Annotated in this window: 23 protein-coding genes and 1 pseudogene; 6 read left to right on the top strand and 18 right to left on the bottom strand. The window is 73.4% G+C overall.

Annotated features, from left to right (window positions below):
* Window positions 1-168 precede the first annotated feature (168 nt).
* Together ACYVJE_RS18435 and ACYVJE_RS18440 are read right to left on the bottom strand one after the other, a co-directional pair.
* Window positions 169-984, bottom strand: a pseudogene (locus ACYVJE_RS18435) (redox-sensing transcriptional repressor Rex); the annotation flags it as partial.
* 389 nt (window positions 985-1,373) lie between these two features.
* Window positions 1,374-1,619: a glutaredoxin family protein gene (locus ACYVJE_RS18440; protein WP_459157528.1), complete on the bottom strand. Its 246-nt coding sequence runs from the start codon at window positions 1,617-1,619 to the stop codon at window positions 1,374-1,376.
* 262 nt (window positions 1,620-1,881) lie between these two features.
* Between ACYVJE_RS18440 and ACYVJE_RS18445 the strand changes: the two genes are divergently transcribed.
* The gene (locus ACYVJE_RS18445) at window positions 1,882-2,592 is read left to right on the top strand and encodes a sigma-70 family RNA polymerase sigma factor (protein WP_461145425.1); all 711 of its coding nucleotides are present in this window, start codon (window positions 1,882-1,884) and stop codon (window positions 2,590-2,592) included.
* A 577-nt stretch (window positions 2,593-3,169) separates the two neighbouring features.
* Window positions 3,170-4,027 carry an HAD family hydrolase gene (locus ACYVJE_RS18450; RefSeq protein WP_459160093.1) on the top strand — a complete coding sequence of 286 codons (858 nt, stop codon included), beginning with the start codon at window positions 3,170-3,172 and terminating at the stop codon, window positions 4,025-4,027.
* Here ACYVJE_RS18450 and ACYVJE_RS18455 read toward each other — a convergent pair.
* The 4 genes from ACYVJE_RS18455 to proC all read right to left on the bottom strand — a co-directional run bounded on the left by ACYVJE_RS18455 (window position 4,024) and on the right by proC (window position 7,443).
* Entirely contained in the window at window positions 4,024-5,007 is a 984-nt protein-coding gene (locus ACYVJE_RS18455; protein WP_461145426.1) for a lysophospholipid acyltransferase family protein, read from the bottom strand. The two genes, ACYVJE_RS18450 and ACYVJE_RS18455, sit on opposite strands and share 4 nt — an antisense overlap.
* A 5-nt stretch (window positions 5,008-5,012) precedes the next feature.
* Complete coding sequence (locus tag ACYVJE_RS18460) at window positions 5,013-6,119, bottom strand: NAD-dependent epimerase/dehydratase family protein (protein ID WP_461145427.1); 1,107 nt, start codon at window positions 6,117-6,119, stop codon at window positions 5,013-5,015.
* Window positions 6,120-6,284: 165 nt separating this feature from the next.
* Window positions 6,285-6,500: a helix-turn-helix domain-containing protein gene (locus ACYVJE_RS18465; RefSeq protein ID WP_461145428.1), complete on the bottom strand. Its 216-nt coding sequence runs from the start codon at window positions 6,498-6,500 to the stop codon at window positions 6,285-6,287.
* A gap of 121 nt (window positions 6,501-6,621) precedes the next feature.
* Window positions 6,622-7,443, bottom strand: coding sequence for a pyrroline-5-carboxylate reductase (gene proC, locus ACYVJE_RS18470; RefSeq protein WP_461145429.1), 822 nt, complete (start codon window positions 7,441-7,443; stop codon window positions 6,622-6,624).
* 309 nt (window positions 7,444-7,752) lie between these two features.
* Here proC and ACYVJE_RS18475 point away from each other — a divergent pair, with 309 nt between their 5' ends.
* Complete coding sequence (locus ACYVJE_RS18475) at window positions 7,753-9,381, top strand: fatty acid--CoA ligase (RefSeq protein WP_461145430.1); 1,629 nt, start codon at window positions 7,753-7,755, stop codon at window positions 9,379-9,381.
* 22 nt (window positions 9,382-9,403) lie between these two features.
* Here ACYVJE_RS18475 and ACYVJE_RS18480 read toward each other — a convergent pair whose 3' ends face one another.
* The 9 genes from ACYVJE_RS18480 to mshA form a co-directional block, all read right to left on the bottom strand.
* Window positions 9,404-10,216, bottom strand: a complete 813-nt coding sequence (locus tag ACYVJE_RS18480; RefSeq protein WP_461145431.1) for a thioesterase family protein — start codon at window positions 10,214-10,216, stop codon at window positions 9,404-9,406.
* Window positions 10,217-10,424: 208 nt separating this feature from the next.
* The gene (locus tag ACYVJE_RS18485) at window positions 10,425-11,282 is read right to left on the bottom strand and encodes a sugar phosphate isomerase/epimerase family protein (RefSeq protein WP_459157536.1); all 858 of its coding nucleotides are present in this window, start codon (window positions 11,280-11,282) and stop codon (window positions 10,425-10,427) included.
* 84 nt (window positions 11,283-11,366) lie between these two features.
* Complete coding sequence (locus ACYVJE_RS18490) at window positions 11,367-12,887, bottom strand: hypothetical protein (RefSeq protein ID WP_461145432.1); 1,521 nt, start codon at window positions 12,885-12,887, stop codon at window positions 11,367-11,369.
* A 377-nt stretch (window positions 12,888-13,264) separates the two neighbouring features.
* Window positions 13,265-13,945 (bottom strand): winged helix-turn-helix domain-containing protein, encoded by a 681-nt coding sequence (locus ACYVJE_RS18495; protein WP_459157538.1) that lies wholly within the window; start codon window positions 13,943-13,945, stop codon window positions 13,265-13,267.
* Window positions 13,942-15,213, bottom strand: a complete 1,272-nt coding sequence (locus tag ACYVJE_RS18500; protein WP_461145433.1) for a sensor histidine kinase — start codon at window positions 15,211-15,213, stop codon at window positions 13,942-13,944. Before ACYVJE_RS18500 ends, ACYVJE_RS18495 begins: the two co-directional genes overlap by 4 nt.
* A 251-nt stretch (window positions 15,214-15,464) precedes the next feature.
* A complete protein-coding gene (locus tag ACYVJE_RS18505) occupies window positions 15,465-16,208 on the bottom strand; it encodes a phosphoglyceromutase (RefSeq protein ID WP_461145434.1) in 744 nt (247 codons plus the stop codon).
* A 227-nt stretch (window positions 16,209-16,435) separates the two neighbouring features.
* The gene (locus tag ACYVJE_RS18510) at window positions 16,436-16,870 is read right to left on the bottom strand and encodes an OsmC family peroxiredoxin (RefSeq protein WP_461145435.1); all 435 of its coding nucleotides are present in this window, start codon (window positions 16,868-16,870) and stop codon (window positions 16,436-16,438) included.
* A 628-nt stretch (window positions 16,871-17,498) separates the two neighbouring features.
* A complete protein-coding gene (locus ACYVJE_RS18515; protein ID WP_459160094.1) occupies window positions 17,499-17,993 on the bottom strand; it encodes a type III secretion system chaperone family protein in 495 nt (164 codons plus the stop codon).
* A 71-nt stretch (window positions 17,994-18,064) separates the two neighbouring features.
* The gene (gene mshA, locus ACYVJE_RS18520; RefSeq protein WP_459157542.1) at window positions 18,065-19,357 is read right to left on the bottom strand and encodes a D-inositol-3-phosphate glycosyltransferase; all 1,293 of its coding nucleotides are present in this window, start codon (window positions 19,355-19,357) and stop codon (window positions 18,065-18,067) included.
* Between the two features lie 364 nt (window positions 19,358-19,721).
* Here mshA and ACYVJE_RS18525 point away from each other — a divergent pair, with 364 nt between their 5' ends.
* Entirely contained in the window at window positions 19,722-20,036 is a 315-nt protein-coding gene (locus ACYVJE_RS18525) for an ArsR/SmtB family transcription factor (protein ID WP_459157543.1), read from the top strand.
* 161 nt (window positions 20,037-20,197) lie between these two features.
* Here ACYVJE_RS18525 and ACYVJE_RS18530 read toward each other — a convergent pair whose 3' ends face one another.
* On the bottom strand, window positions 20,198-21,319 hold the full coding sequence (locus ACYVJE_RS18530; protein ID WP_461145436.1) for a L,D-transpeptidase: 1,122 nt from the start codon (window positions 21,317-21,319) through the stop codon (window positions 20,198-20,200).
* 260 nt (window positions 21,320-21,579) lie between these two features.
* Between ACYVJE_RS18530 and ACYVJE_RS18535 the strand changes: the two genes are divergently transcribed.
* The gene (locus ACYVJE_RS18535; RefSeq protein WP_461145437.1) at window positions 21,580-22,320 is read left to right on the top strand and encodes an SDR family NAD(P)-dependent oxidoreductase; all 741 of its coding nucleotides are present in this window, start codon (window positions 21,580-21,582) and stop codon (window positions 22,318-22,320) included.
* Window positions 22,321-22,329: 9 nt separating this feature from the next.
* Here the strand turns inward: ACYVJE_RS18535 and ACYVJE_RS18540 are convergent, their stop codons facing one another.
* Both ACYVJE_RS18540 and ACYVJE_RS18545 read right to left on the bottom strand, forming a co-directional pair.
* A complete protein-coding gene (locus ACYVJE_RS18540) occupies window positions 22,330-23,358 on the bottom strand; it encodes a chymotrypsin family serine protease (RefSeq protein ID WP_461145438.1) in 1,029 nt (342 codons plus the stop codon).
* 156 nt (window positions 23,359-23,514) lie between these two features.
* The gene (locus ACYVJE_RS18545) at window positions 23,515-24,687 is read right to left on the bottom strand and encodes a UDP-N-acetylmuramate dehydrogenase (RefSeq protein ID WP_461145439.1); all 1,173 of its coding nucleotides are present in this window, start codon (window positions 24,685-24,687) and stop codon (window positions 23,515-23,517) included.
* Here ACYVJE_RS18545 and ACYVJE_RS18550 point away from each other — a divergent pair.
* Window positions 24,674-25,195, top strand: a complete 522-nt coding sequence (locus ACYVJE_RS18550; RefSeq protein ID WP_459157547.1) for a DUF2505 domain-containing protein — start codon at window positions 24,674-24,676, stop codon at window positions 25,193-25,195. The two genes, ACYVJE_RS18545 and ACYVJE_RS18550, sit on opposite strands and share 14 nt — an antisense overlap.
* Window positions 25,196-25,208 lie beyond the last annotated feature (13 nt).

The following is a 25,208-nucleotide window of genomic DNA, read 5'->3' on the forward strand; positions in this document are numbered from 1 at the left end:
CGCGAACGGATCACGGCCCGGTGCCCTCGCGCCGCCGGCCGTGCTGGCATCGACAGGGCCGCCTGCCGCGCCGCTGGCTGCCCCGCCTGCCGCGGCGCCGTTGGCGGAGGCGTCCGGACCGCTCCCGCCCGCGGCAGCGGGCGCCGCGAACGGCTCGGCCCCCTCCGCAGGGGCGGGGCCGTCCGGAGAAGCGGGGGAACCGTCGACCGCGGCGACCTCGGCCCCCTCCTGCTGCCGCCGCGCCATGTGGAACGACAGGATCTGCATCTCCACCGCCAGGTCGACCTTGCGCACCTCGACGTTCTCCGGGACCTGGAGAACGACCGGGGCGAAGTTCAGAATGCAGGTCACGCCACCGGCCACGAGACGGTCGCACACCTCCTGCGCCCCCTGCGCGGGAGTGGCGATCACGCCGATGGTGATGCCGCGCTCGGTGCACGCCCCGGGGATCTCGTCGACGTGCTGCACGGCGAGGCCACCGACCGGCACACCGATGAGGTCCTCGTCGAGGTCGAACAGGGCCGACACGGGGAACCCGCGCCCGGGGAAGCCGGGGTAGTTCGCCAGCGCGTGGCCCAGGTTGCCGATGCCGACCACGGCGACGCTGTGGCTGCGGGTCAGGCCGAGGGTGCGTTCGATCTGCCCGATGAGCACCGCGATCTCGTAGCCGACGCCGCGCGTGCCGTAGGAGCCGATGTAGGACAGGTCCTTGCGCAGCTTCGCCGAGTTGACCCCGGCCGCGGAGGCGAGCGCCTCGCTGGAGACCGTGCTGACCTCCTGGGCGCGCATCTCGGAGAGCACGCGCAGGTACACGGCGAGCCTCGCGACGGCGGCCTCCGGGATGACCTTGGCGCGCTGCGCCTCGGACTCCTCCGGCGCGGCGGACCGGCCAGTCGGGACGTCGGCCGCGGTTCGCTCGGCACCGTCCGGCGAGTCCCGGCCCTGCCCGGATTCCGCGTGCCCCGACTTTGGGTGCGCCGTCACGCTGGCTCTCCTCTTGCTGCTCGTTCGCCTGTCCGTACCCGGTGCGCACCGCGGCCTGCGCGATCCGCACGGGCAGTGGTGAGGTTCTCCCGCCGGACGACTTCCGCACCGGGGCGGTCGCGAGCACTGGCCTTCCGCGTTCGACCCTTCCGCGTTCGGTGTCCCGATGACGCGCCTGCCCCACGGTACCGAACTTGTGAACGCGGGAACAAAGTCACAGGACCACCGTCACAGGGTCACCCGGACGGCCGTGCGAACCTCCGCGCACATCATCGCTGATCGCCCCCCGACGTGCCAAAACGCGTGGTATGCGGCACGCGGGCGGTCCGACGCGCCCCTCCCGGGCGCGGCCCGGCGGGAGGGCGACCGGACGGACGAACCGGCACGAATCACACCCCGGCCGCGTGCAGCGCGGCGCGGAACCGCTCCGGCTCGACCTTCCAGAAGCCGTGCTCGACTTCGTCGATCAGCACCACGGGAACGCGGTCGCCGTACTCGGCGCGCAGCTCCCGGTCGGCGTCCACGTCGCGCACTTCGCAGGCGACGTCGAGCTCGGCGCAGATCGCGCGGGCGTCGGCGACCGCGGTCTCGCACGCGGGGCAGTGCTCGCGCACGAGCACGCTGACCTGAGGCATGCACCCACCCTCCCGAAGTGAAAATTTCTTCCGCCCACGGTAGCGCCCGCCCGGACCGTGATCATGCCCACCACGTGCGAAGAATCACCCGGAACCCGCTCGCCGGCCACGCCCGCGACCGAGATCGACACGGCGCGCCACTATCTACTTCCGAGTAACAACACGTATGCTGCATCACCCAACACGCGCTCCCCGCGCCTGTCGGGCCGATGCGCAGGAAGAAGTCGCGCGGTCCGCACAACCACCACGGCAGGAGGTCGGCATGGGCAGCACGCACACGCTCACACCGCCCGCTTCGCGCTCAGCACTCGACGCCCCCGCCACCGCGCCCGCGACCGCCACCGCACCGGTGCGGACCGACGCCGGAACCCGAACCGGCACCGCGCCCGGAGCCGCCCCCGGCCCCGACGGGACCGGCGACTCCTGGGCGTACGTCGACGCCGCGCAGAACGGGGACAACGACGCGTTCGGCCGCCTGTACGACGAGTACGCCCAGCTGGTGTACCGCTACGTGCTGTTCCGGGTCAGCGACCACTGCCTCGCCGAGGACATCACCAGCGAGACCTTCCTGCGCGCGCTGCGCCGCATCGCCTCCATCAGCTACCAGGGGCGGGACGTCGCCGCGTGGTTCATCACGATCGCCAAGAACCTCATCCTCGACCACGCCAAGTCCAGCCGGGCGCGGCTGGAGGTGCCCACCTCGGATCCCGCCGACTCGCCCGCGGCCGCGCGGGGGCACCAGCAGCTCGACCCCGAGCACCAGGTGCTCGCCGAGGTCACCCACCGCGAGCTGTGGCACTGCGTGCGGCGGCTCAACTCCGACCAGCGCGAGTGCATCCGGCTGCGCTTCATCACGGGCCTGTCGGTCACCGAGACCGCGCTGGCCATGCACCGCAACGAGGGCGCGATCAAAGCCCTCCAGCACCGGGCGGTGCGCAGGCTGGCCCAGCTGCTCTCCGCGGAACACCCGTGAGCGCCGCTGCGGGGAGCGCCCCTGCTGCGAGCCCTGCTGGGCGAACCCCGCCGCGCGAGCACCCGCACCGGCGCAGGCGTTACCGCCGGTCACCGCCCGTTGCGGAGAGCTGTCCCACCCAGTTCACCCGGCAGCCCACCGCGGTTTGAGGACAGGTCTTAGGCTAGGGGTCCGCCGAATCGGGCCAAGGTGATGTCCGCGGCCCATCCGGAACAACCTCAGCAGGCAGGTATCGGCGCGCAGGCCGCGGGAACGGGCCGCGCGGGCGCGACCGGTGCCGCACGCATCACCCCGGGGAGGCGCGGCGGTGCCCACACGTCACGGCGGAGCCGGCGACGCGGACCACGGCGACGAACGCATGTCCGGCCCCGGCACCCACGCAGCGCCGGAGGCCGACGAGGCGGCCCCCGACGTCGCGGACGAGGCGCACGCCGAACCGGCCGCGGTGCTCGACGCGGCCGCGGTGCTCGACGCACCGGAGCACCACGTGCGCACCCTCGCCGGCCCCGGCGGAACCGCGGCGAACGGCACCCGGCAGCACAGCGCCCGGCAGGTCGGGGCGGGTCAGGACGACACCGTGGACACGGCCAAGCTGGCCGGTCGGGCCTCGGCCGAAGCCGCCGAGACCGCCACCGACCGGGCCGACACCACCCCGCCCGACCTCACCGCCGGGGCGTTCTTCGACGTGGACAACACGATGATGATGGGCGCCTCGCTGTTCCACTTCGCCCGCGGGCTCGCCGCCCGCAAGTTCTTCACCGCCTCCGACCTGGCCGGGTTCGCCTGGAAGCAGCTCAAGTTCCGCGTCGGCGGCCGCGAGAGCGCCGAGACCATGCAGAGCAGCCAGGAGCAGGCGCTGTCCTTCGTCGCCGGCCGCGAGGTGGCCGAGCTCATCGCGCTCAGCGAGGAGATCTACGACGAGCTCATGGCCGACCGCATCTGGGCCGGCACCCGCGCCCTGGCGCAGCGGCACATCGACGCCGGGCAGCGCGTCTGGCTGGTCACCGCGACCCCGGTCGAGCTGGCGCAGATCATCGCCCGCCGGCTCGGGCTCACCGGCGCGCTCGGCACCGTCGCCGAGAACGCCAACGGCGTCTACACCGGCCGGCTCGTCGGCGAGATGCTGCACGGCCGCGCGAAGGCGCACGCGGTGCGCGCGCTGGCCGCCAGCGACGGGCTCGACCTGCGCCGCTGCACCGCCTACTCGGACTCCAGCAACGACGTGCCCATGCTCTCCGTCGTCGGCAACGCCGTGGCCGTCAACCCCGACCAGCGGCTCCGCGAGATCGCCCGGGCCCGCGGGTGGAGCGTGCGGGACTTCCGCACCGGGCGCAAGGCCGCGCGCATCGGCGTGCACTCCGCGCTCGGCGCCGGCGCGGTGGCCGGTGCGGTCGCGGCCGGGCTCCGCTACAAGCGCCGCGACATCGGGCTCTAACCGAGGAAGACGTTCTCCCGCCGGGAGAGCAGGCGGTACAGCGTCTGCTGGATGGACTCGCGGACCTGGTCCGCCAGGTTGAACACGAGCATCGGGTCGTCCGCCGCGCCCTCCGGGTACGAGGCCGTCTGCACCGGCTCGGCGAACTCGATCGACCACTTCGTCGGCAGCGGCACCGCCCCCAGCGGGCCGAGCAGCGGGAACTGCGGGGTGACCGGGAAGTACGGCAATCCCAGCAGCCGCGCCAGCGGCCGGACGTCGGCCAGCTTGGGGTAGGTCTCCTCGGCGCCGACGATCCCGCACGGGATGATCGGGGCGCCGGTGCGCAGCGCCGCGGCCACGAACCCGCCCCGGCCGAACCGCTGCAGCTTGTAGCGGTCCTTGAACGGCTTGCCGATGCCCTTGAACCCCTCCGGCCACACGGCGACGACCTCCCCGCCGGTGAGCAGCCGCTCCGCGTCGGGCTGGCACGCCAGGGTGTGCCCGGCGCGCCGGGCCGCCGCCCCCACCACCGGCAGGCGGAACACGAGATCGGCGCCGAGCATGCGCACGTCGCGCCGCGCCGGGTGGTCGTCGTGCAGCGCCACCGAGGTCATCAGCGCGTCCCAGGGCAGCGTGCCCGAGTGGTTCGCGACCACCAGTCCCGCCCCGTCGTGCGGGACGTTGTCCACGCCGGAGGTCTCCACCCGGAACCACTTCTCGTACAGCGGCCGCAGCGCCGGGTACAGCACCCGGTCGGCGAGTTCGCGGTCGAAGCCGAACTCGTCGACCTCGTAGTCGCCGAGCAGGCGCCGCCGCGCGAAGGCCAGCGCGTCGGCGACCGCGTCCTCCCACCCGCTCGGCGCACCGCCGTCCTCCGCACCGGAGTCGCCACCGGGCCGCTGCGCGGCCTCCGCGGGCGGGGCGGACCGCCCGTCCGCCGCTCCGCTCCCGGAGCGCTCGCCGCGCCCGTGCAGCGGGATGACGCGTGCATCGCCCATCGCGGTCACCCTTCCCTCGTGTCGGTCGCCCGGATGCCGGTCGTGCGGGTGCTGGCCGACCGGTCGCCGCCCGCCCGGCCCCCGGCCACCCGGGACAGCGCGGCGCCGAGGGCGCGCTCGACCCAGCGCACCTGGTCGTCGTCGACCAGCCGCCGCAGTTCGCGGCCGCGGACGTAGTCGTCGAAGGCCTCCCCGGTGCCCCACCGCGGGGTGTACCCGAAGTGCTCGCGCAGCCGAGTCGTGTCCACCACGCGGCCGAAGGCCAGGTAGCGCAGCTGCTCGGAGTCGAAGCCGGGGTTGGCCCCGCGCAGCAGCGTGTGCAGCGCGGGCACGGCCGTGCGCGGCACCGGGACGGCCACCCGCCCCGCGCGCTGGATCGCCTGGGAGAGCATGAGCACGCCCTGCCCCGCGACGTTGAACACGCCCGGCAGGTCGGTCAGCGCGGCGCGCTGCAGCACCGCCACGGCGTCGTCGGAGTGCAGCAGCTGCAGCCGCGCGTCGTAGCCGCACACCACGGGCACCACGGGCTGGGCGAAGTACCGGGGCAGCGTCGCGTCCACGCGCGGCCCGATCACGTCGGTGAACCGCAGCGTGCTGATCGCCACGTCGGGGCGGCGGCGAGCGAAGCCCCGCACGTAGCCCTCGATCTCCACCGCGTCCTTGGCGTAGCCGGACGAGGGGACGTCCTTCGGCTCCATGTCCTCGGTGAACACGGCCGGGTCGCGCGGGCTGATGCCGTAGACCGCGGCCGTGGAGCGCAGCACGAGCTTGCGCAGCCGCGGTGCCTGCTGGCAGGCGGCCAGCAGCTGCATCGTGCCGAGCACGTTCATCTCCTTGGACGCGGACCGCGCGCTGCCCGCGTGCTGGGTGTTCAGCGCCGTGTGCACCACCGTGTCCACGTCGTGGCGCTCGATGACCTGCGCGATCGCCGGATTGCGGATGTCGGCGCGGACGAACTCGGTGCGCCCCATGCGGCGGGCCATGTCCCGGCTCGGCCGTTCGCCGTCGACACCGACGACGCGGTCGACAGCGGGTTCGGCCGCCAGCCGGGCGGCGACGTGCCCGCCCAGGAACCGGCTCACACCGGTGACCAGTACCACGTTCGGCGCCATGCCTCCCCCGCGGTGCTCGGCGGCAAGGGACCGGCCGCCAGCGACGCGGCCGTGCCACCGAGCCTACGGCCTCGGCCGCGCGGCCGGAACGCACCTGCGCGGCGCGTCGACCCCGCGCTGCCCGGCGCTCCGGCGCCGAGCGGATCCGGCGCCGGGGCGACCGTCTCAGCCGGCGTTGTAGTACGCGTTCTCCAAGTACGCGTGCACGTCCTTCTCCGCCACCCGGAAGGACCGCCCCACCCGAGCGGCGGGCAGCTCACCGGCGTGCACCAGGCGGTACACGGTCATCTTGGACACCCGCATCACCTTGGCGACCTCGGCCACGGTCAGGAACCGGACCTCGCCGATCGGTGGTGGGCTCGGATCGGAGTTGGCAGACATGGTTCACCGTGCCCTTCGGCACGTGCCGCGCCGCCGGCTTCCCCTCCGGCGGAACCTCACGCACGTGCTCTTCCGAGAGTAGCGGGACAGGTGGGATGCCTGCGATGTGCGAGCGGGCCGCTCAGGCCGAGTCGTCCTCCGCCCGGTGGGCCCGCCCCAGCGCGACCGAGCGGTCCCGGGCCGCTTCGACCGCGTCCACCAACGCGGCCCGCACGCCGTTGCGGTCCAGCTCGCGCAGTCCCGCGATCGTCGTGCCGGCCGGCGAGCTCACCCCCTCGCGCAGCGAGGCCGGGTGCGCCCCCTCCGCGCGCAGCATCTCCGCCGATCCCGCTGCGGTCTGCACCACGAGCTCGGCCGCGGTGGCCCGCGGGAGCCCCATGGCCACGCCGCCCTCGATGAGCGCCTCGACGACGTAGAAGAAGTAGGCCGGACCGGAGCCGGAGACGGCGGTCACCGCGTCGAGCTGCTCCTCAGGGACGTGCACCACCCGCCCCACGCTGCCGAGCAGTTCGTCGACGAGGTCCAGGTGGGTCTTGTCCACGTGCGCACCCGCGGCCACGGCGCTCATCGCCGTGCTCACCAGCATCGGGGTGTTCGGCATGACCCGCACGACCGGCGTGCCCGCCGGCAGGCGCCCCTCGAACAGCGAGAGCGGCAGGCCGGCGCACATGGAGACGACGAGCGTGCCCTCCGGCACGGAGCCGAGCTCGGCCAGCACCGGTTCCACGTCCTGCGGCTTGACCGCGATCACCAGGACGTCGGCCGCGCGCACCGCATCGGCGACCTCCACCGGCGCGATGCCGTAGCGCTCGGTCAGCTCGGCGGCCCGGTCGGGGTAGCGCTCGGTGAACATCAGCGCGCCGGTCCCGTGGCCCGCGGCGAGCAGGCCGGACAGCAGCGACTCACCGATCTTCCCGGCTCCCAGCACGGCGATCGTCGTCATGCGCTCAGGGTGCCAGACCCTCCCGCGCGCCCCCGAACCACCCGAGCACCGCCCGGACCGTCTGCGCAGGGAGGAAGGGGCGCGCGGCGCTGGCGGGGAACGCGCACCCGCCGCGCTGCTGCCCGTTCCGCCGACCGGGCGCAGGAGTTTATTGTGACTCCCGGCACAAACCAGGCGGTCGGTACCGCTCCGCACCGCGGCCGACGAGCGGGCCGCGCGGTTCCGCCGCTCCGGACGAACCGACCGACCACCTGCCCGAGGTCCGAGCTCCCGCCATCCGAGCACCCGATCACGAAGGAGTGCCGCCCGATGCTCAGCACGATGCAGGACAGCCCGCTGACGATCCCGCACATCCTGCGCCACGGCACCGGCCCGCACGGGGCCGCGGAGCTCGTGACCTGGACCGCGGACGGACCGCGGCGCACCGACTACGCGAACGCGGGCCGCCGGGCGGCCCAGCTGGCCCACGCGCTGCGCGAGCTCGGCGTCGAGCGGGACACGCGCGTGGCCACGTTCCAGTGGAACAACGCCGAGCACCTGGAGGCCTACTTCGCCGTGCCGAGCATCGGCGCGGTGCTGCACACGCTGAACATCCGCCTGCACCCGGAGGAGATCGCGCACATCGCCGACCACGCCGAGGACCACGTCGTCATCGCCGACGGCACCCTGGTCCCGCTGCTGCAACCGGTGCTGCCGGAGCTGAAGACCGTGCGCCACGTCGTCGTCACCGGCGGCGGAGCGGACTCGCTCGAAGCCCCGCGGGGCGTGCAGGTGCACGACTACGAGGCGGTGCTCAACGGGCGGCCGGAGACCTACGCCTGGCCCGAGCTGGACGAGCGCTCCGCCGCGGCGATGTGCTACACGTCCGGCACGACGGGCGAGCCCAAGGGCGTGGTCTACTCGCACCGCTCGATCTACCTGCACTCGATGCAGGCGTGCATGTCCGACGCCACGGCGATCGGCCCGGGCGATCGCTCACTGGCGATCGTGCCCATGTTCCACGCCATGTGCTGGGGGCTGCCGTACGCCGCGCTGCTCGTCGGCGCCTCGCTGGTCATGCCGGACCGGTTCCTGCAGCCGGACGCGCTGCTGAACATGATCGAGACCGAGCGCCCGACGCTGGCCGCGGCGGTGCCGACGATCTGGACCGGCGTGCTGCAGCAGCTGGACGGGGGCGACCGCGACATCTCCTCGCTGCGCGAGGTCCTCGTCGGCGGCGCCGCTTGCCCCGAATCGCTCATGCGCGCCTTCGAGGAGCGCCACGGCGTGCGCGTGCTGCAGGGCTGGGGCATGACCGAGACATCGCCGCTGGGCAGCGTCGCGCGGGCGCCGGCGGGCACCACGGGCGAGCAGTACTGGGCCTACCGCACCTCGCAGGGCCGCTTCCCGGCGAGCGTGCACGCGCGCGTGGTCGACGCCGCGGGCGACGAGCTGCCGCGGGACGGGCGCAGCGTCGGCGAGCTCGAGGTGAGCGGGCCGTGGATCACCGGTAGCTACTACGGCGCGGAGAACTCCGGGACCTTCGACGACGGCTGGCTGCGCACCGGCGACGTCGGGCACATCTCCCCGGACGGGTACCTGCGGCTGACCGACCGGGCCAAGGACGTCATCAAGTCCGGTGGCGAGTGGATCTCCTCGGTGGAGCTGGAGAACGCGGTCATGGACCACCCCGCGGTGGCCGAGGCCGTGGTCATCGGGGTGCCGGACGCGCGGTGGAGCGAGCGCCCGCTGGTGGCCGTGGCCCTGCGCGAGGGCGAGCGGACCGGTGCCGAGGAGCTGCAGGAGCTCCTGGCCGAACGCCTGCCGCGCTGGCAGGTGCCGGAGCGCTGGGCTTTCGTCGCCGAGGCGCCGAAGACGAGCGTGGGCAAGTTCGACAAGAAGCGCCTGCGGCAGCAGCACGCGGACGGGCTGCTCGACGTGGCGCACCTCGGGAAGTAGCCGCCCACGACCGGGGCTGCGGTCAGGCGGCGATGGCGAGCTGCCGCGCCTGGCACACGACGCGTCCGGCGGAGTCGACGACGAGCACGTCCTCGTCGAACCAACCGCCGTGCACGGCTCTGCTCTCCACCGCCAGCCGCAGCCACCCGCTCGCCGGGCGGTGCCGCAGCAGCGCGGTCAGCTGCACCGTGGGCGACCAGCCCACGTGGCCGAGGTTGTAGGTCACCGGGATCGTCATGTCCCCGGCGCAGAGCGCGAAGAACAGGTCCGGGACCTCGTGCCGGGGGCGGACCCACAGCCGCAGGCGCGGCGGCGCGGACTCGCCCCGCAGGAAACCCGCGCCGACCGGGTCGAGCCGCAGGTCGCAGCCCCGGGAGAGGCCGGCGAAGGCGCTCTTCGGCGCGGTGGCCGCGTCGAGGGCCGTCTCCGGCGGGTCCGCGGGCATGTCGGGGATGTCCGTCCAGGCCGGTTCCTCCTCGGGGAGCTCGCCGAGGGTGACGGTGGCGTCCACGCAGGTGCGCCCGCTCTGCTCCAGCACGACGCGCCGCGTGGTGATCGTGCGGCCCTCCTTGAGGGTCTCGGTGCGCAGCAGCACGGGGCCGATCTGCGCCACCCGCAGGTAGTTGGCGCTGATCGCCACGGGCGGCAGGTCGGTGCCGGAGCATCCCGCGCGGGCGAGCAGGGCGAGGAGGTAGCCGCCGTGCGGTTTGCCGCCGACCACCCAGTCCGGGTGCAGGTGGGTGGTGAAGTCACCGCCGCCGAGCTCGCGGATGGCGGTGGCGGCGGAGAACGCCGCGGAGAGCCCTTCGGGTTCGGGCGATGCGGAGTCGTTCACGGGGGTTGCCACCTCCCCGCCACGGAAACGTGGCGCCTCGACGCTGCCCCGGACCGGAGAGCCGCCCGCGCGAGCGGGGCGATCCGCCGCACCGCGCTGGACCGCGAAGCCGGCTCGGGGCTGATCCACACCGCATTCTATGCGCCGACATCCGAGAAGTTGATCTTGAGGGCGTGGCGCTCGTCTCTTGAACGAGACCGATTCGCGTTCAGTCCTGCACCGGCTTCAGGTGCAACCGGGCGAACAGCAAGGACTCGGACAGCAACGCGGCCCGCTGCTGCGCCGTCTTCGCCTTGCGCGTGTTCACCTCGAGCACCACGGAACCGCCGAACCCGTCAGCGGCCAGCTTCGCGCACACCTCCGCGCACGGCTGCGTCCCCTTCCCCGGGACGAGGTGCTCGTCCCGGGCCACGCCGGTGCCGTCCGCGAGGTGCACGTGCGCCAGCCGCCCCCGCATCCGGTCGAGCAGCCCGAACGTGTCCGCCTCCGCCGCGGCCGCGTGCGAGAGGTCCAGCGTGTAGTTGCGGTAGCCCACCTCGGTGGGGTCCGGCGAGGGGGCGAACGCCGACAACCCGTTCGAGCGGTTCCCGCGGCGGCGCAGCCCCTGCGGCGGGCGCAGCGGGAACATGTTCTCCACTGCGAGCGCGATCCCGCTGGTCTCCTCCAGTTCCGCCACGAGGTCGTCGAAGCGCTCCGCGTAGCGCCGCTGCCACCGGAACGGCGGGTGGACGATCACCGTGCCCGCACCGAGTTCACTGGCCGCGACCACCGCGCGGCGCAGCCGCTCCTCCGGATCAGCCGACCACACGCGCTGCGTGATGAGCAGGCACGGGGCGTGCACCGCGAGGATCGGGACCCCGTACTGCTCGGAGAGCCGCCGCAGAGCCTCCACGTCCTGGCTCACGGCGTCCGCCCACACCATCACCTCGACCCCGTCGAACCCGAGGTCCGCGGCGAACTCGAACGCGGCGCGCGCGGGCTGCGGCCACACGGACGCGGTGGACAGCCCGACCGGGATGTGATCGGTCACCGGTAGGCGCGAAGAATCCGACTGGTGCGCTGTCATGTCCTGCCAAGCATGCCGCAAGCCCGCCGCGCGGTCGCACGGCGGTGTCCGCTCGCACCCGTTGGACTGGTCCTGGCAGCAGCCCTACAGGCTGATCAGGAGCAGGGCTGCCGGTGAGACCGTGCAGACCAGCCCCACCAGCACCGCCAGCAGGACGGACTGCAGGTCGTCGGTGCGCAGGACCTTCCGCGCCACCAGCACGAGGCAACCGGTGACCACCAGCGCCGCGACCAGGGCCGCGGGCGCGAAGGCCAGCCACAGCCACCGGAACCCGACCCACACCAGGCCGCCGAGCAGCAGCCCGACCACGGCCTGCCCGGCGAACGCGAGCCACTCGCGGCGGCCGGAAGCGGGCTCGGCCCCGTCCTCGTCCTCGGCGTAGTCCTGCGCGGCCATGCCCGCGGGCAGTTCGGGGTCGTACTCGTCGTCGAGGTCGTCGTAGCCGGAGTACTCCTCGTCGAGCGCCGCGTAGTCGTCGTAGTCGGAGTAGTCCCCGTAGTCGGAGTAGTCGTAGCCCGCGCCGCGCGGGTCGCTCCCGGCGTCCGGGCGGCCCGCCTCGTCGGCGTGGGCCGCCTCGCCCAGGTAGGTCGCCTCGTCGGCGTAGTCGTCCTGCTCGGCCCCACGGGCCGCGCCCTGACCGGCGGGCAGGGCCGCACCGCTCGCGGCGGGCGGCAGCACCGCCGTGCCGCCCTCGGGCGGCTGGACCCCCGTCACCGGCGGGAACTGCTCCGTCGCGCCCTCGACCACGCGCGGCTCCGCCTCCGGAGCCGCGGACCCGGCAGGTCCCGCGGGGGGCTGCGGAGCGGGGGGTTGCGGAGCGGGCGCCTGCGCGGGAGGGGGAGCGGCGGGCGGCACGCCCTGCTGCTGCGTCGCCTCCGGGTCGCCGCTCGGCGATCCGACCTGGCCGACCTGCTGGGGGCGGGCACCCCCCTGCTCGGCACGGGCGTCCGCAGCGGGCTGCTGCCCCTCCGGTGACGCCGCCTCCGGCTGCCCCACCGGCGCGATCATCCGGTTGGTGTCCTCGTTGGACGGGAACTCCGCGGGGGCCTGGGCCTCAGCGGGTGCCTGCTCCTGCCGCGCCTGCGACTTCTTGCCGGACAACCGGCGGGCCCAGTAGTTGGCCTTGCCGGACTTGCCCGACTGCTTGCCGGCGCGACCGGACTGCTCCTGGGCACCGGACGGAGCCTGACCGGCGGGCGGGTGCGCCTGCGCTGCCGGTCCGCCGTCCGCGGGGGCTTCCGGAGCGCCTCCCTCCTGGGCACCCCCCTCCGGGGCGGGGGCGTCCGGGGCGGGGGCGCCCGCCTCGGCCTGCGCGGAGGCCTCACCCGCATCCGCGTCCGGCTCCTCGTCCGACCGCGCCCGGTGGCCGCGGCGCTGCGGCTCGTCCTGCTCCGGGTCGATCGGGCGCATCTTGCCGCTGTCCGAGAGGACGCGGTCGATGATCGCCTGCGGCGCGGTCTCGGTCGGGTCCTCGGCACGGCGCCGGCGCCGTCGGGAGCTACCGCGTTCCCCACCGCCTCCGCCGTCCGGGCTGTTGCCGTACTCCGCCAACAGCTCCGCAACGGTGCGCTGGGTAGGTTGTTCCGCCCCGCTGTCCCGGTTCATCGCATTCACCGTGCCCCGTGCTGAGCCTTCCGTCCACCGGTCGACCACGTGCCGCGCCAGTGCCGCGACACGTCCCGACGCGGGATGCGCACCCCGAGCCCGCGGCAGGACGACCGGAGGAGCGCTCGCGGTCCACCCGCACGCGCCCCCGGCCCACCGCTGCACCGCCGGTGCTGCCGCTGGCGGGAGTGCACCTGGACAAGTTACCGCCCGCGACCGGGGATTCGGGGCAGGTGGTCACATTCCGACACGCCGGGGCGGGGCCGCACCCCGACCGCCCCTGCTGAGCACACCCCCGCAGCGGGGAATCGACGCAGCTCAGCGGAACCGGCCACCCCTGCCGGGCGGTGTTCGCGCTCCGTGTTACGCGGGCAATCTCACGTCTCGAACTTGTACCCCAAGCCACGCACGGTGATCAAGTAGCGCGGTTCCGCCGGGTTCTCCTCGAGCTTGGCGCGCAGGCGCTTCACGTGGACGTCGAGCGTCTTCGTGTCACCGACGTAGTCAGCGCCCCACACGCGGTCGATCAGCTGCGCCCGGGTGAGCACGCGGCCGGTGTTGCGCAGCAGGTACTCCAGCAGGTCGAACTCCTTCAGCGGCAGCGTGACCTCCTCGCCGGAGACCGTCACCACGTGCCGCTCCACGTCCATCCGGACCGGACCGCCGACCAGGACCTGCTGCTCGGGGTCCTCCACCTCGCCGCGCCTGCGCAGCACGGCGCGCACCCGGGCGATGAGCTCCCGGGAGGAGTACGGCTTGGTCACGTAGTCGTCCGCGCCGAGCTCCAGGCCGAGCACCTTGTCGATCTCCGCGTCCCGCGCGGTCACCATGATCACCGGAACGGCGGAGCGCTGCCGCAGCTGCTTGCACACGTCCGTGCCGCTCATCCCCGGCAGCATCAGGTCCAGCAGCACGATGTCCGCGCCGCTGCGGTCGAACTCCTCGAGCGCCTCGGAACCATCCGTGGCGACCGCCGCGGTGAACCCCTCCTTGCGGAGCATGTAGGCCAGCGGGTCGCTGAAGGACTCCTCGTCCTCCACGATCAACACCCTGGTCACCGAACTCCTCCTGTATTCGCCGTCGTGACCTGATCGGTCCTGTCGGACTCGTCCGCCGGCTGCGCGGCGGTCGGCTGCGCGGCGGCCGCCGACTGGGCACCGGTCTCCCACGACACGCCGCCGCCCGAGCCGGAACGCGGCGCCCCCGCGCCGTGCTGCGGCACGCGCAGGGTGAACGTGGAGCCCGTTCCGGGCTGGCTCCACAACCGGACCTCGCCGCCGTGGTTGGCCGCGACGTGCTTGACGATCGCCAGCCCCAGACCCGTTCCGCCGGTCGCGCGCGACCGGGCCGGGTCGACGCGGAAGAAGCGCTCGAACACGCGCCCCTGGTTCTCCGGCGAGATGCCGATGCCGCGGTCGGTCACCGCGATCTCCACGTAGCCCTCGGTCAGGCGACGGCTGACGGAGACCGGGGTGGCTTCCGGGGAGTAGGAGATCGCGTTGTCGATGAGGTTGCTCAGCGCGGTGACCAGCAGCGTGCGGTCCCCGTCGAGCAGGTACCCGCTGGGCTGGTCCGCGTGGACCTCGACGCCGGCGGACCCGGCGGCGATCCCGCTGCGCTCGAGCGCCTCGTCCACCACCGCGTCCACGTCCACGGTGGTGAGCTCGGGCAGCGCCTCGGCGCCCTGCAGCCGGGACAGCGAGATGAGCTCGGACACGAGCGTGCCCAGGCGGTTGGACTCGTGGCGGATCTTCTCCGCGAAGTGCTGGACGGCCTCCGGGTCGTCGGAGGCGTCGAGCACCGCGTCGGCCAGCACGCTCATTCCCCCGACCGGGGTCTTGAGCTCGTGGCTGACGTTGGCGACGAAGTCGCGGCGCGTGGCCTCCAGGCGCACGGCCTCCGACTCGTCCGCCGCGTCGATGACGGTGAACTCGTCGCCGATGCTGCGCACCTCACCGAGCACGGAGGCCGGATCCCGCCCGGAGGAGACCACTCCGCGGCGCGGCGGGGTCAGGTCCGCGGACACGCGTTCGCCGGTTTCCCGCGCCTGCTCGGCGGCTCGCTGCGCCCGCGGGTCGGCCTGCTGGCTGCGCAGCAGCCCGAGTTCGTCAGCACGGGGGTTGTGCAGCACCACGTCGCCGAACCGGTTGAGGATCACGATCCCGTCGTCGCTCGTGTGCACGAGGCGTTGGAGGAGCTCCGCGACGGTCGGTCCGTCCGATGAGCGCCGCCGGTGGCGGTGCACGAGACTGGTAGCAACTATTCCGCCGACCGCGCCGAGCACCAACGCGGCCACGATCAGGGCGGTCGAGCCCAATGCGGTCACGTCCGCATCGTAAGCAAGGGGCCACCGGGCAAGGCCACCCCGCGAGGCCCATCCGTGACACCCGTGACACGTGAACGGGCGGATTTCACCCGTTCGTTACCAGTCGATCAACTGCTGATCGGATGGATTTCGACGCAGGAGCACCGCCATCACCCGAACGAGCAATCAAGTGTTCACCGCGGGACGGCCGCGGGGCGCCCTCGCGAACCGAGGACGCCCCGCCGATGAACGCAGCGTGTCCGGCCGCGGGATCAGCGGCCCTGCTTCGCCACCGCGGCGGCGGCCTCCTGCGCCGCCTCCGGGTCGAGGTAGGTCCCGCCCGGGTTGGTGGGTGCCAGCTGCTCGTCCAGGTCGTAGCGCAGCGGGATCCCCGTGGGGATGTTCAACCCGGAGATCTCCTCGTCCGAGATGCCGTCGAGGTGCTTGACCAGCGCCCGCAGCGAATTGCCGTGCGCGGCGAGCAGCACGGTGCGCCCGGCGCGCAGGTCGGGCACGATCGCCTGCTCCCAGTACGGCACCAGCCGGGCCACGACGTCCTTGAGGCACTCGGTCCGCGGCATGTCCGATCCGAGGTCGGCGTAGCGCGGGTCGCCCTCCTGGCTGTACTCGTCGCCGGGGTCGATCTCCGGCGGCGGCGTGTCGTAGGAACGGCGCCAGAGCATGAACTGCTCCTCACCGTGGGTCTCGGCGATCTGCTTCTTGTTCTTGCCCTGCAGCGCGCCGTAGTGGCGCTCGTTGAGCCGCCAGTCCCGGCGCACCGGGATCCAGTGCCGGTCGGCCACGTCCAGCGCGATGTTCGCCGTCGAGATCGCGCGCCGCAGCAGCGACGTGTGCACCACGTCCGGCAGGACGCCGGTCTCGGCCAGCAGCTCGCCGCCGCGGCGGACCTCGCTCTCCCCCTTCTCCGACAGCGGAACGTCGACCCACCCGGTGAACAGGTTCTCCGCGTTCCACGTGCTTTCGCCGTGCCTGAGCAGCACCACAGTCCCAGTCATACAACCAGGCTAATGGTTGAGCGGTGACCGCTCGGCCCGGCGCGGTCACGTCCGCGCACGCGCCGGGCCGCGCCCCCGGCCGGGAGGTGCCGGTCGGGGGCTGCGCGCCGCGGCGCCCGCATGCGCGGGCGCGCCCTGCTCGCGAACGCGGTCCGGCAGCGCCGAAGGCCCGGCGGGAGGAACCGCCGCACGGGTGCCCCGGACGAGCGCCCGGCGGCTGCTTCCCGCTACTGCAGCGCGGCGTCGAGGTCGATCTCCACGCCCTTGAGGGCCCCCGAGACGGGGCAGATCTCCTTCGCCTGCTGCGCGGTCCGCTGGAACCCGGACTCGTCGGCGCCGGGAACGGAGGCGCGCACGCGGAGGGTGATGCCGGTGATGGCGAACCCGTCGCCGCTCGGCCCGAAACCGACCTCCGCGCTGGTGTCGAGCCGCTCGGGCGGGGTGCCCGCGGAGGTGAGCAGCCCCGACAGCTGCATGGAGAAGCACGAGGAGTGCGCCGCGGCGATGAGCTCCTCCGGGCTGGTGCGACCGTTCGGCTCCTCGCTTCGCGAGGCCCAGGTGACGGGGAAGTCACCGGTGCCGGACGAGACGAGGCTGACGCTGCCGGAACCGTCGGCGAGCGCGCCGCGCCATTCGGTCCTGGCGGTGCGGGTCGTGGCCATCACGCTCCTCCTTGTCTGCGGACGCGCCTCGGAGGTGCCTGCCTGCGGACGTGCACCTCCGGGGGGCGTGCCCGTCCGGACGCGGCACGCGCCCGGACGGGCACGCCGGGTGCTCGGACGGCTTCACCATGCCAGCCGCTGCGCGCGTGCGCCGAAGAGCGCGCGGGGTTGTGCACGTCATCGGACGGTTACCCGATCACTGTGCGTTCGTGACAGCGGCGTGTCCGACATCACTTCTGCTGACAAAGCGCCGGCCACGCGATTGCTCTGTGTTACATTTCCAGTCAAACATCACACGAACGGAGTAATATGCCGGCCTTGTGGCTGGCTTCGGACTCTGCGAAGTTGGCAGAGCTCTCCTTGATCGGCTCCCACGCACTCCCCGGTCTTGCGAGAGTTCAGTGCGGTTCGTTCTCCCCCAACGGACCGCGCCCCGCCCGGCTTGAGCGCGGACCGCGTGCAAGTCGGCACGGCGGGACATGTTCGCGGGGCGGTTCGAGCTCGCGACTCCCCCCTCTCTCCCGAGCCGCCCCGCGGTCACCGCCCGCTCGGCGGGACCAGCACCGACGGGGCACCCGCCCCGCGCACCCCGTCCCGCGCCCGCTGCGCCTGGTGCCGGCGCACCACCTCAGCCGGAGTCCTCCGCAGGCGGCAGCGCCCCCTCGCGCTCCACCAGGTGCTGGAACGGGCGCAGGTTCGCCAGCGACTCGCCCCGCGCCTCGCGCCAACCCCACTCGCGCCGGATCGCCGTGCGGAACCCCAGCTCCAGCAGCGTGTTGAAATCGCCGTCGGCGGCCTCCAGGACCTGACCGAGCAGCCGGTCCAGCTCCTCCGGCTCCACGGACCGCCGGCCGAGCCGCCCCACGAGGTAGACGTCGCCGTCGCCGTCGATCGTGTAGTGCACCCCGTACAACCGGGCGTTGCGCCGCAGCAGGAACCGGTAGACCTCCTCGTGGGCCTCGTCCGGCCGGCGGCACACGAAGGCCTCGATCACCAGGGCGTGCCCGTCGAGCACCACCCAGCAGTTCGTCTGCAGCTTCTTCGTGCCCGGCAACGTGACGAAGAACCGCCCCCGCCCGTGCACGCGGTAGTCCAATTCGCTGTCGACCAGCGCGGACTCCACGACCGCAGCCGCATCGCCCGGAACCGCCGCTCCGCCGGCGTCCTCCTCGCCACCGGAGCCCGTCGCAGAACTCACGCCGTCACCTCCTGAACACGCAGTCGCGCGTGGAACGCCCACTTGGCCCGGGCGTAAGTGTCCACCAACGCGTCCGTGGTGCGCTCCCAGGAGAACCTCTCCGCGTGCGCGGTCGTCGCCGAGGCCAACCGCCGCCGGTACTCGGGCGCCGTGGTCACCTCGGCCAGGGCCGCGGCCCAGCGCCGGGTGTCGTGGCCGTCCACGAGCAGCCCCGACTCCCCGTGCGGGACGGCCACCGGCAGCCCGCCCACCGCGGCGGCCACGACCGGCGTCCCGCACGCCTGGGCCTCCAGGGCCACGAGCCCGAAGGACTCGTTGTAGCTCGGCACGGTGATCACGTCCGCCGCCCGGTACACCTGCGGTAAGGCCTCCTGCTGCGGCGGGAGGAACCGCACCACGTCGGTGATGTCCAGCTCCGCGGCGAGCTGCTGCAACGCCTCCGGGCGCTCCAGGCCGCTGCCCGACGGACCCCCCACGACGAGCACGACCAGGCGGCTGCGCAACTCGGGGTGCTGCCGCAGCAGCTCCGCCGTGGCCCGCAGCAGCACGTCCGGGGCCTTCAACGGCTGGATCCGACCCACGAACCCGAGGATCACGGCGTCCTGGGGCAACCCCAGCTCCTCGCGGGCCGCTGCCTGGTCACCCGGGGTGAAGCGGTCCAGGTCCACCCCCGGCTGGATGGTGCGCACCCGGTCCGGTTCGGCCTCGTAGCGCTCGACGAGCTCACCGGCCTCGGCGTCCGTGTTCGCCACGAGCAGGTCGGACTCGCGCACCACCTGCTCCTCGCCGAGCACGCGGATGCGCGGTTCGGGCGCGTCCCCCTCGGCCAGGGCCGCGTTCTTCACCTTCGCCAGCGTGTGCGCCGTGTGCACCAGCGGCACACCCCACCGCTCCCGCGCGAGCCAGCCGACCTGGCCGGACAGCCAGTAGTGCGAGTGCACGAGATCGAAGTAGCCGGGATCGTTGCGGGCCTCCACGCGCAGCGCGCCCGCGGCGAACGCGCACAGCTGCGAGGGCAGGTCCTCCTTGCCCAGCCCCTCGAACGGACCGGCCACCACGTTGCGCACCAGCACCCCGTCGGCCAGTTCCACGACGGGAGGCACCTCCGAGGAGGTGGCGCGGGTGAAGATCTCGACCTCGGTGCCCTGCGCGGCCATGCGCTTGGCCGTCTGCGCGACGTAGACGTTCATCCCGCCCGCATCGCCCGTGCCGGGCTGCTCCAGCGGCGACGTGTGCAGGGAGAGAACAGCGACACGGCGCGGCCGGAAACGTACTGTGTTCGTGGTCATCTGCTGCCCATCGTCAGCGCGTTCGGCAGCCCGAGATCTTCGGGCGCCGTCCACCCCGACACCAGCAGCGGCCGAAACATTCCCCGCGGCGGTGCTGCCTCGCGCATTCCACCCGGGCTCCACGCGCACGTGCCGAGGTGAGCGGGGCAGACGCTACCGCTCGAGCGGGGGAGCACCGCACGGCCAGCGGCGGGCACGTGACCGCCCCCACACCGGGCGGTGAACCGGAGCTGTCCACCGGGTGCTCGCGCACCGCCGGAGTCCGCCCGCCGCGGGGAACCCGCTGCCGGGGTCCGGGAACTCTCCCGCGCGGCCCGCCCGGCTCGGCCTTGCCGCAGCAGCCGCCACCCGTACGATCGGGCGCGTGTCGCTGCCCCACCCGAACCGCGACCGCATCGAGATCACCGAGGTCCTGCACGCGCTGGGACACCCGGTGCGCCTGCACATCGTGCGGGTCCTCGCGGAAGGCGCGGAGATGCCCTGCGGCGCCCTGACCGCTCCCGTCTCCAAGTCGACCATGACCTACCACTGGCGGGTGCTGCGCGAGGCCGGCGTGATCCACCAGCGCCACGAGGGCCGCGAGATCGTCTCGACCCTGCGCCGCGCGGACCTCGAGGCCCGCTTCCCCGGCCTGCTCGGGGCGGTGCTGCGCACCGACGCCGCGGCCTCCCCCGCGTGACGCGCCCGCCCCGCGGACGTGCCGCGGTCGGCGCGCCCGCCCAGCGCTGCGCTGAGCTCGGCTGCGCCGGGCTGGGCTGAGCTGGGCCGGGGCCGGGCTGAGCGCGACTGACCTGCGGAGGAGCACGTCCGCCGCAGGTCAGCGGCGGGCATCCGGCCGGATCAGCTCTGCTTGTGCAGCGCGGACTTCGCCTGCCACTCCTCCCAGGGGATGAGCCAGTCGTAGACGTCGTAGCCGGGGGGCATGTCGCTGGCCGAACCCGTCACCTCCACCGGGTCCCCGATCATCGCCGACTGGTAGTACTCCTGGGCGTTTCCGGAGGTCAGGTTGACGCATCCGTGCGAGTTGTTCGTGTTGCCGATCGCGGACGCGTTCCCGTCGTGCGCGTGGATGAACTCGCCGTGGTTGGAGAACCGCACGGCCCACGGGTACGGCTCGTTGAAGTAGCCGTACTCCGGATTGGTCATGTACTGCACCCGCACGCGCGCCATCACGATGTAGGTGCCGTTCATGGTGCGCCGGCCCGGGTCGAACTCGGCGCCGAAGGCAGCGGGATAGGTCGCCACGGGCTCCCCGTCGCGCTCCACGACGATCTGGTGGCTCTGCACGTCGGCCTTGACGATCTGCTGCCGCCCGACGTCGAATTCCGCTCCCACGTTGTCCTCGCCGAACGCCCCGCCGCCGAACGCGACGCCGCGCAGGTTCGCCTCCACCTGCACGTGCGTGTGCGCGGGCCAGTACTCCTTCGGGCGCCAGTGCACCTTCTCGTCGGTGAGCCACGCCCACGAGCCCTCCACCGGCCGGGACGGCTGCACCTCCAGCGCACGCTCGACGGCGGCCTTGTCCTGCACGGCCTCGTCGAAGCGGATGCTGATCGGCATCCCCACGCCGACCTCCTGGCCGTCGGTGGGGCTGATCGTCGCACCGATGGTGCTCTCCGGGGCCAGGGTGTGGAACTGCCCGCCCACGGGGGCGAGCTCGCCCTCGGAGTTGAGGGCCTTGCCCGCCCAGGTGTAGCGCACGTCGTAGTGCAACTGCTGCGAGGGGCGCCACGTGCTCTGGTCCGGGGAGAGCTTCCCCGGGATCACCGAGCCGTCCGAACCGGTCAGCGTGACGTGGTCGAGCCGGCCGTGCTGCACCTCCGCGCTGATCGGCGCGCGCGGATTGACCGCCTGCGCACCGTCTCCGGGATTGACGGACACCTGCGCGGCGGGCTGGGAGACCTCGTCACCGGACTCGCCGCACCCGGCGGCGACGGCCGCGACCGCGATGAGCCCCAGCATCGCGGTGAGCGCTCGTGGAAACTGTTTCCGCCACACGACTACCGCCCTACCCACTGCTCGAATCGAACCCCGCATCCCACATGACGCCGCAAGATCTGGGGTTTCGCATGTGGATGTCGTGCGTATCGTCACCCTCGGCGGGCACCGGTTGCGCTGCTAGGACACGATCTCGGAGGCGGCGCGAACCGCTGCTCGAGCCCCATCGGCACCGGCGTCCGCACGGGTGCGCGAAGATCGACACGGCGGGGGAGGACGTGAACGTGAACGAGTTGAAACATCACGCGGTCGTGACAGGCGCGAGCTCCGGGATCGGGGCGGCCACGGCACGGCGCCTGGCCTCGGAGGGATATCAGGTGACCGTCGGTGCGCGGCGAAAAGAACGCATCGAGGACCTCGCCGCGGAGATCGGCGGCACCGCGGTTCCGCTCGACGTGACCGATGCCGAATCGGTGCAGGCCTTCGTCGACCGGATCTCCGCGTGCCACGTTCTGGTGAACAACGCCGGCGGGGCCCGGGGAACCGCCTCGATCGCCTCCGCTGACGAGGAGGAATGGCGCTGGATGTGGGAGACGAACGTGCTCGGCACGCTGCGGGTAACCAGGTCCCTGCTGCCGAAGGTGATCGCCTCCGGTTCGGGGCACGTGGTCACGGTGACGTCGGTGGCCGCGCGCGAGGTCTACGACAACGGCGGCGGTTACACCTCCGCCAAGCACGCGGAATCGGCGCTGCACCGCACCCTGCGCGGTGAGCACCTCGGCGAGCCGGTGCGGTTCACCGAGATCGCGCCGGGCCTGGTGGAAACCGAGTTCTCCGAGGCTCGCTTCGGCGGGGACACCGAACGGGCCGCCGCCGTCTACCGCGGACTGACCCCGCTGGCGGCCGAGGACGTCGCCGACGTCATCGGATTCGCCGTCACCCGCCCGGAGCACGTCAACCTCGACTTCATCGAGCTCAAGCCGCGCGATCAGCACTCGGCGGCCCGGGCGCACCGGCGGGAGTGAGCCCCCGGCTCACGCGCCGACGCGCGCTCCGGCCAGGAACAACCGCACGTCGAGCTCCGCGAGCACCTCGGAGATCGGGCTGGCGAACCCCACCCGGCCGGTGCAGCTGCCGGCCACGTGCAGGCCGGCGACGCGGCCGAGCGGGTCGAGCACCGCGGCACCCGCGTCACCTGCGCCGCAGTACAACCGGCCGGTGCCGGTGATGCGCAGCTGCTCCCGCAGCACGCGCACCCCCAGGGCATCCCCGTGGTCCACGCGCACGCTCGCGTCCACCGAGGTCACGACGCCGTGGGTGAGCCCGGTTCCGAACCCCACCTTGCACACCCGCCCCCCGGGGAACGCGGTCGTCGCACCGCGCTCCGCGCGAGCGGGTCCCGCCTGCCCGCCGTCGGCCGCGCCGGGGTCGGGCAGGAGCGCGTCGGCCTCCGCCCCGGCCAGGCCGACCGCGGCGGCGTCCACCCGCCCGGACAGGGCGGCGCGGTCCAGCTCACCGCAGGTGCGCCCGTGCAGCGGGTCGACCATGGCGTCGCCGACGCTCCAGGCGTCGTCGAGGCAGGCCACGTCGAACGTGGTCAGCCCCAGCGCACTCCCCTCGGAGAGCACGAGCGGCCCGAGCGTGCCGATGCGGTGGTACTCGTCGGCCACCGGAACCTGCGGCATGAACAGCCGCGCCGTGCGCGCGGGGGTGACGCCGCGCCCGGACAGCGCGCCGAGCGAGTCGGGCCGCTGCGCCGGTGGCCAGGTCAGGGCCTGGTCGCGGGTGCAGTGGATGTGCCACAGCACCGGTTCCTCCTCGATCACGTCGGTGACGACACCGGAGATCTCGGCGGGAACGCGCTCGCCGACCGGAACGTCGGACAGGTCCCGCTTGCGCGCGACCGAGACGACGACCGCCTGCGCGCCCGTGCCGCGCCCGGCCCTGCGCTTCTCGCCGATGTCCACCGCGGTCACCCCGGGAAGGTCCAGCAGGTCGTCCTCGGCGGCCCGCTTGATCGGGCGGATGACGGCCCGATCGCGCAGTTCGCTGATCGTCAGCATGGCACCCCCTCCACGCACGCCGCCGGTTCGGCACCGGGACCGCCGCGGGAGGCTCCGCGGGGCGGTGAGCCGGTTTCCGAAACCGATCCCCCATTAAACACTGACGGTTATCGATCAGTCACGAAGAGTCACACAGCTGGCCGTTCTGAACGGACGTCACAACGAGCACCCCACGAGCACCGGCTCCGGCGCCAAGGACACGCCGAAGGCCGCGGTCACGCCGTCCCGGACCTCGCGGGCCAGCCGCAGCAGATCGTCCGTCGTCGCCGCCCCCCGGTTGGTCAACGCCAACGTGTGCTTCGTCGACAGCCGAACGCGCTCGCCCGGCCCCGCGTGGCCCTTGCCGAACCCGGCGTGCTCGATCAGCCACGCGGCCGAGAGCTTCGTCGCCGCGCCCGCCGGGAACTGCGGCACCCGCTGGCCGTCCACCGTCCGCTCGATCCGGGCGAGGACCGCGGGCAGCTCCGCCTCCGCCACGATCGGGTTGGTGAAGAACGAGCCCGCGCTCCAGGTGTCGTGATCGCCCGGGTCCAGCACCATCCCCTTGCCGCGGCGCAGAGCCAGCACCGCCTCCCGCACCTCGGCCACCGGGACCCGCTGCCCCGGCTCCGCCTCCACCGCGCGCGCCAGCTCCGGATACCGGATCGGCGCGGACAGCCCGTCGGCGGTGAGCACGAGACGCACCCGCAGCACCACGGCCCTGCCGCCGCGCTCACCCGCGCCCGGCTTCAACGAGCTCGACCGGTAGGCCAGCCCCAGCTCGCCGGCCGGCACCGTGCGCACCTGGCCGGTGGTGCGGTCGAACAGGTCCACCGACTCCAGCACGTCGGCGATCTCCACCCCGTAGGCACCGACGTTCTGCACCGGTGTCGCCCCGGTCAGGCCCGGGATCCCCGACAGGCACTCGACACCGCCCAGCCCGCGCCGGACCGCGTCGGCGACCACGTCGTCCCAGTCCTCACCCGCCTCGACGGTCAGCAGCACCCGGCCATCGCCCAGCTCGGTGCACTCGCGCCCGCGGGTGGCGATGCGCACCACGCGGCCGTCGAAGCCGGCGTCGGCGACCACCACGTTGGATCCGCCGCCGAGCACCAGCAGCGGCGAACCCGCCGCGTCGGCGGCGCGCACCGCCTCGACCAGCGCCTCGGCCGAGTCCGCGGACAGCAGCGAGCGCGCCGGACCCCCCAGGCGCAGCGTGGTGAACTCCGCCAGCGGCCGCTTCTCGGCCGCCGCGTCGGGCGGGGCTGTGGTACGGGACAAGTTCTCGGCACCGGAGGTCGAAGGGGGCACGTCCGCCAACGGTAACCTCCTCCCCATGACCCGCCGCATCGAGCACCGCAGCACCAACGACTGGCCTGCGGCTCGCGTCTTCGCAGCGCTGATCGACGTGGAGTGCCTGCGGGAACGCCTCGACGCGCTCAGCGGCCAACGCGCCGCGCTCGTGGCGCACGAACCGACCCCCGACGAGGAGGGCGCGCGCTACCAGGTGCGGCACAGCATCGCGCTGAACGCGCTGCCGTCGGCCGCGCGCAGCGTGATCCACGACGACCTCACCCTCGACCGCAGCGAGTCCTGGCGCCCCACCGGTGAGGGGTACGCGGGCGAGCTCGCCGCGGAGGTGCGCGGGGTGCCCTGCTCGATCACGGGCTCGATGTGGCTGCACGACCTGCCCGGACCAGGGGCCGCCCCGGCGTCCGAGCTGGTCGTGTCCGGAACCGTCCGCGTCGGCGTGCCGCTCGTGGGCGGCAAGCTCGAAGACCTCGCGGCCGAGCAGGTCCAGAAGCTCCTCACCGAGGAGGAGCAGTTCACCACCCGCTGGCTGGCCCGCCGCGGGTGACCGCCGTCCCCAC

It is taken from the genome of Salinifilum aidingensis (assembly GCF_054782015.1).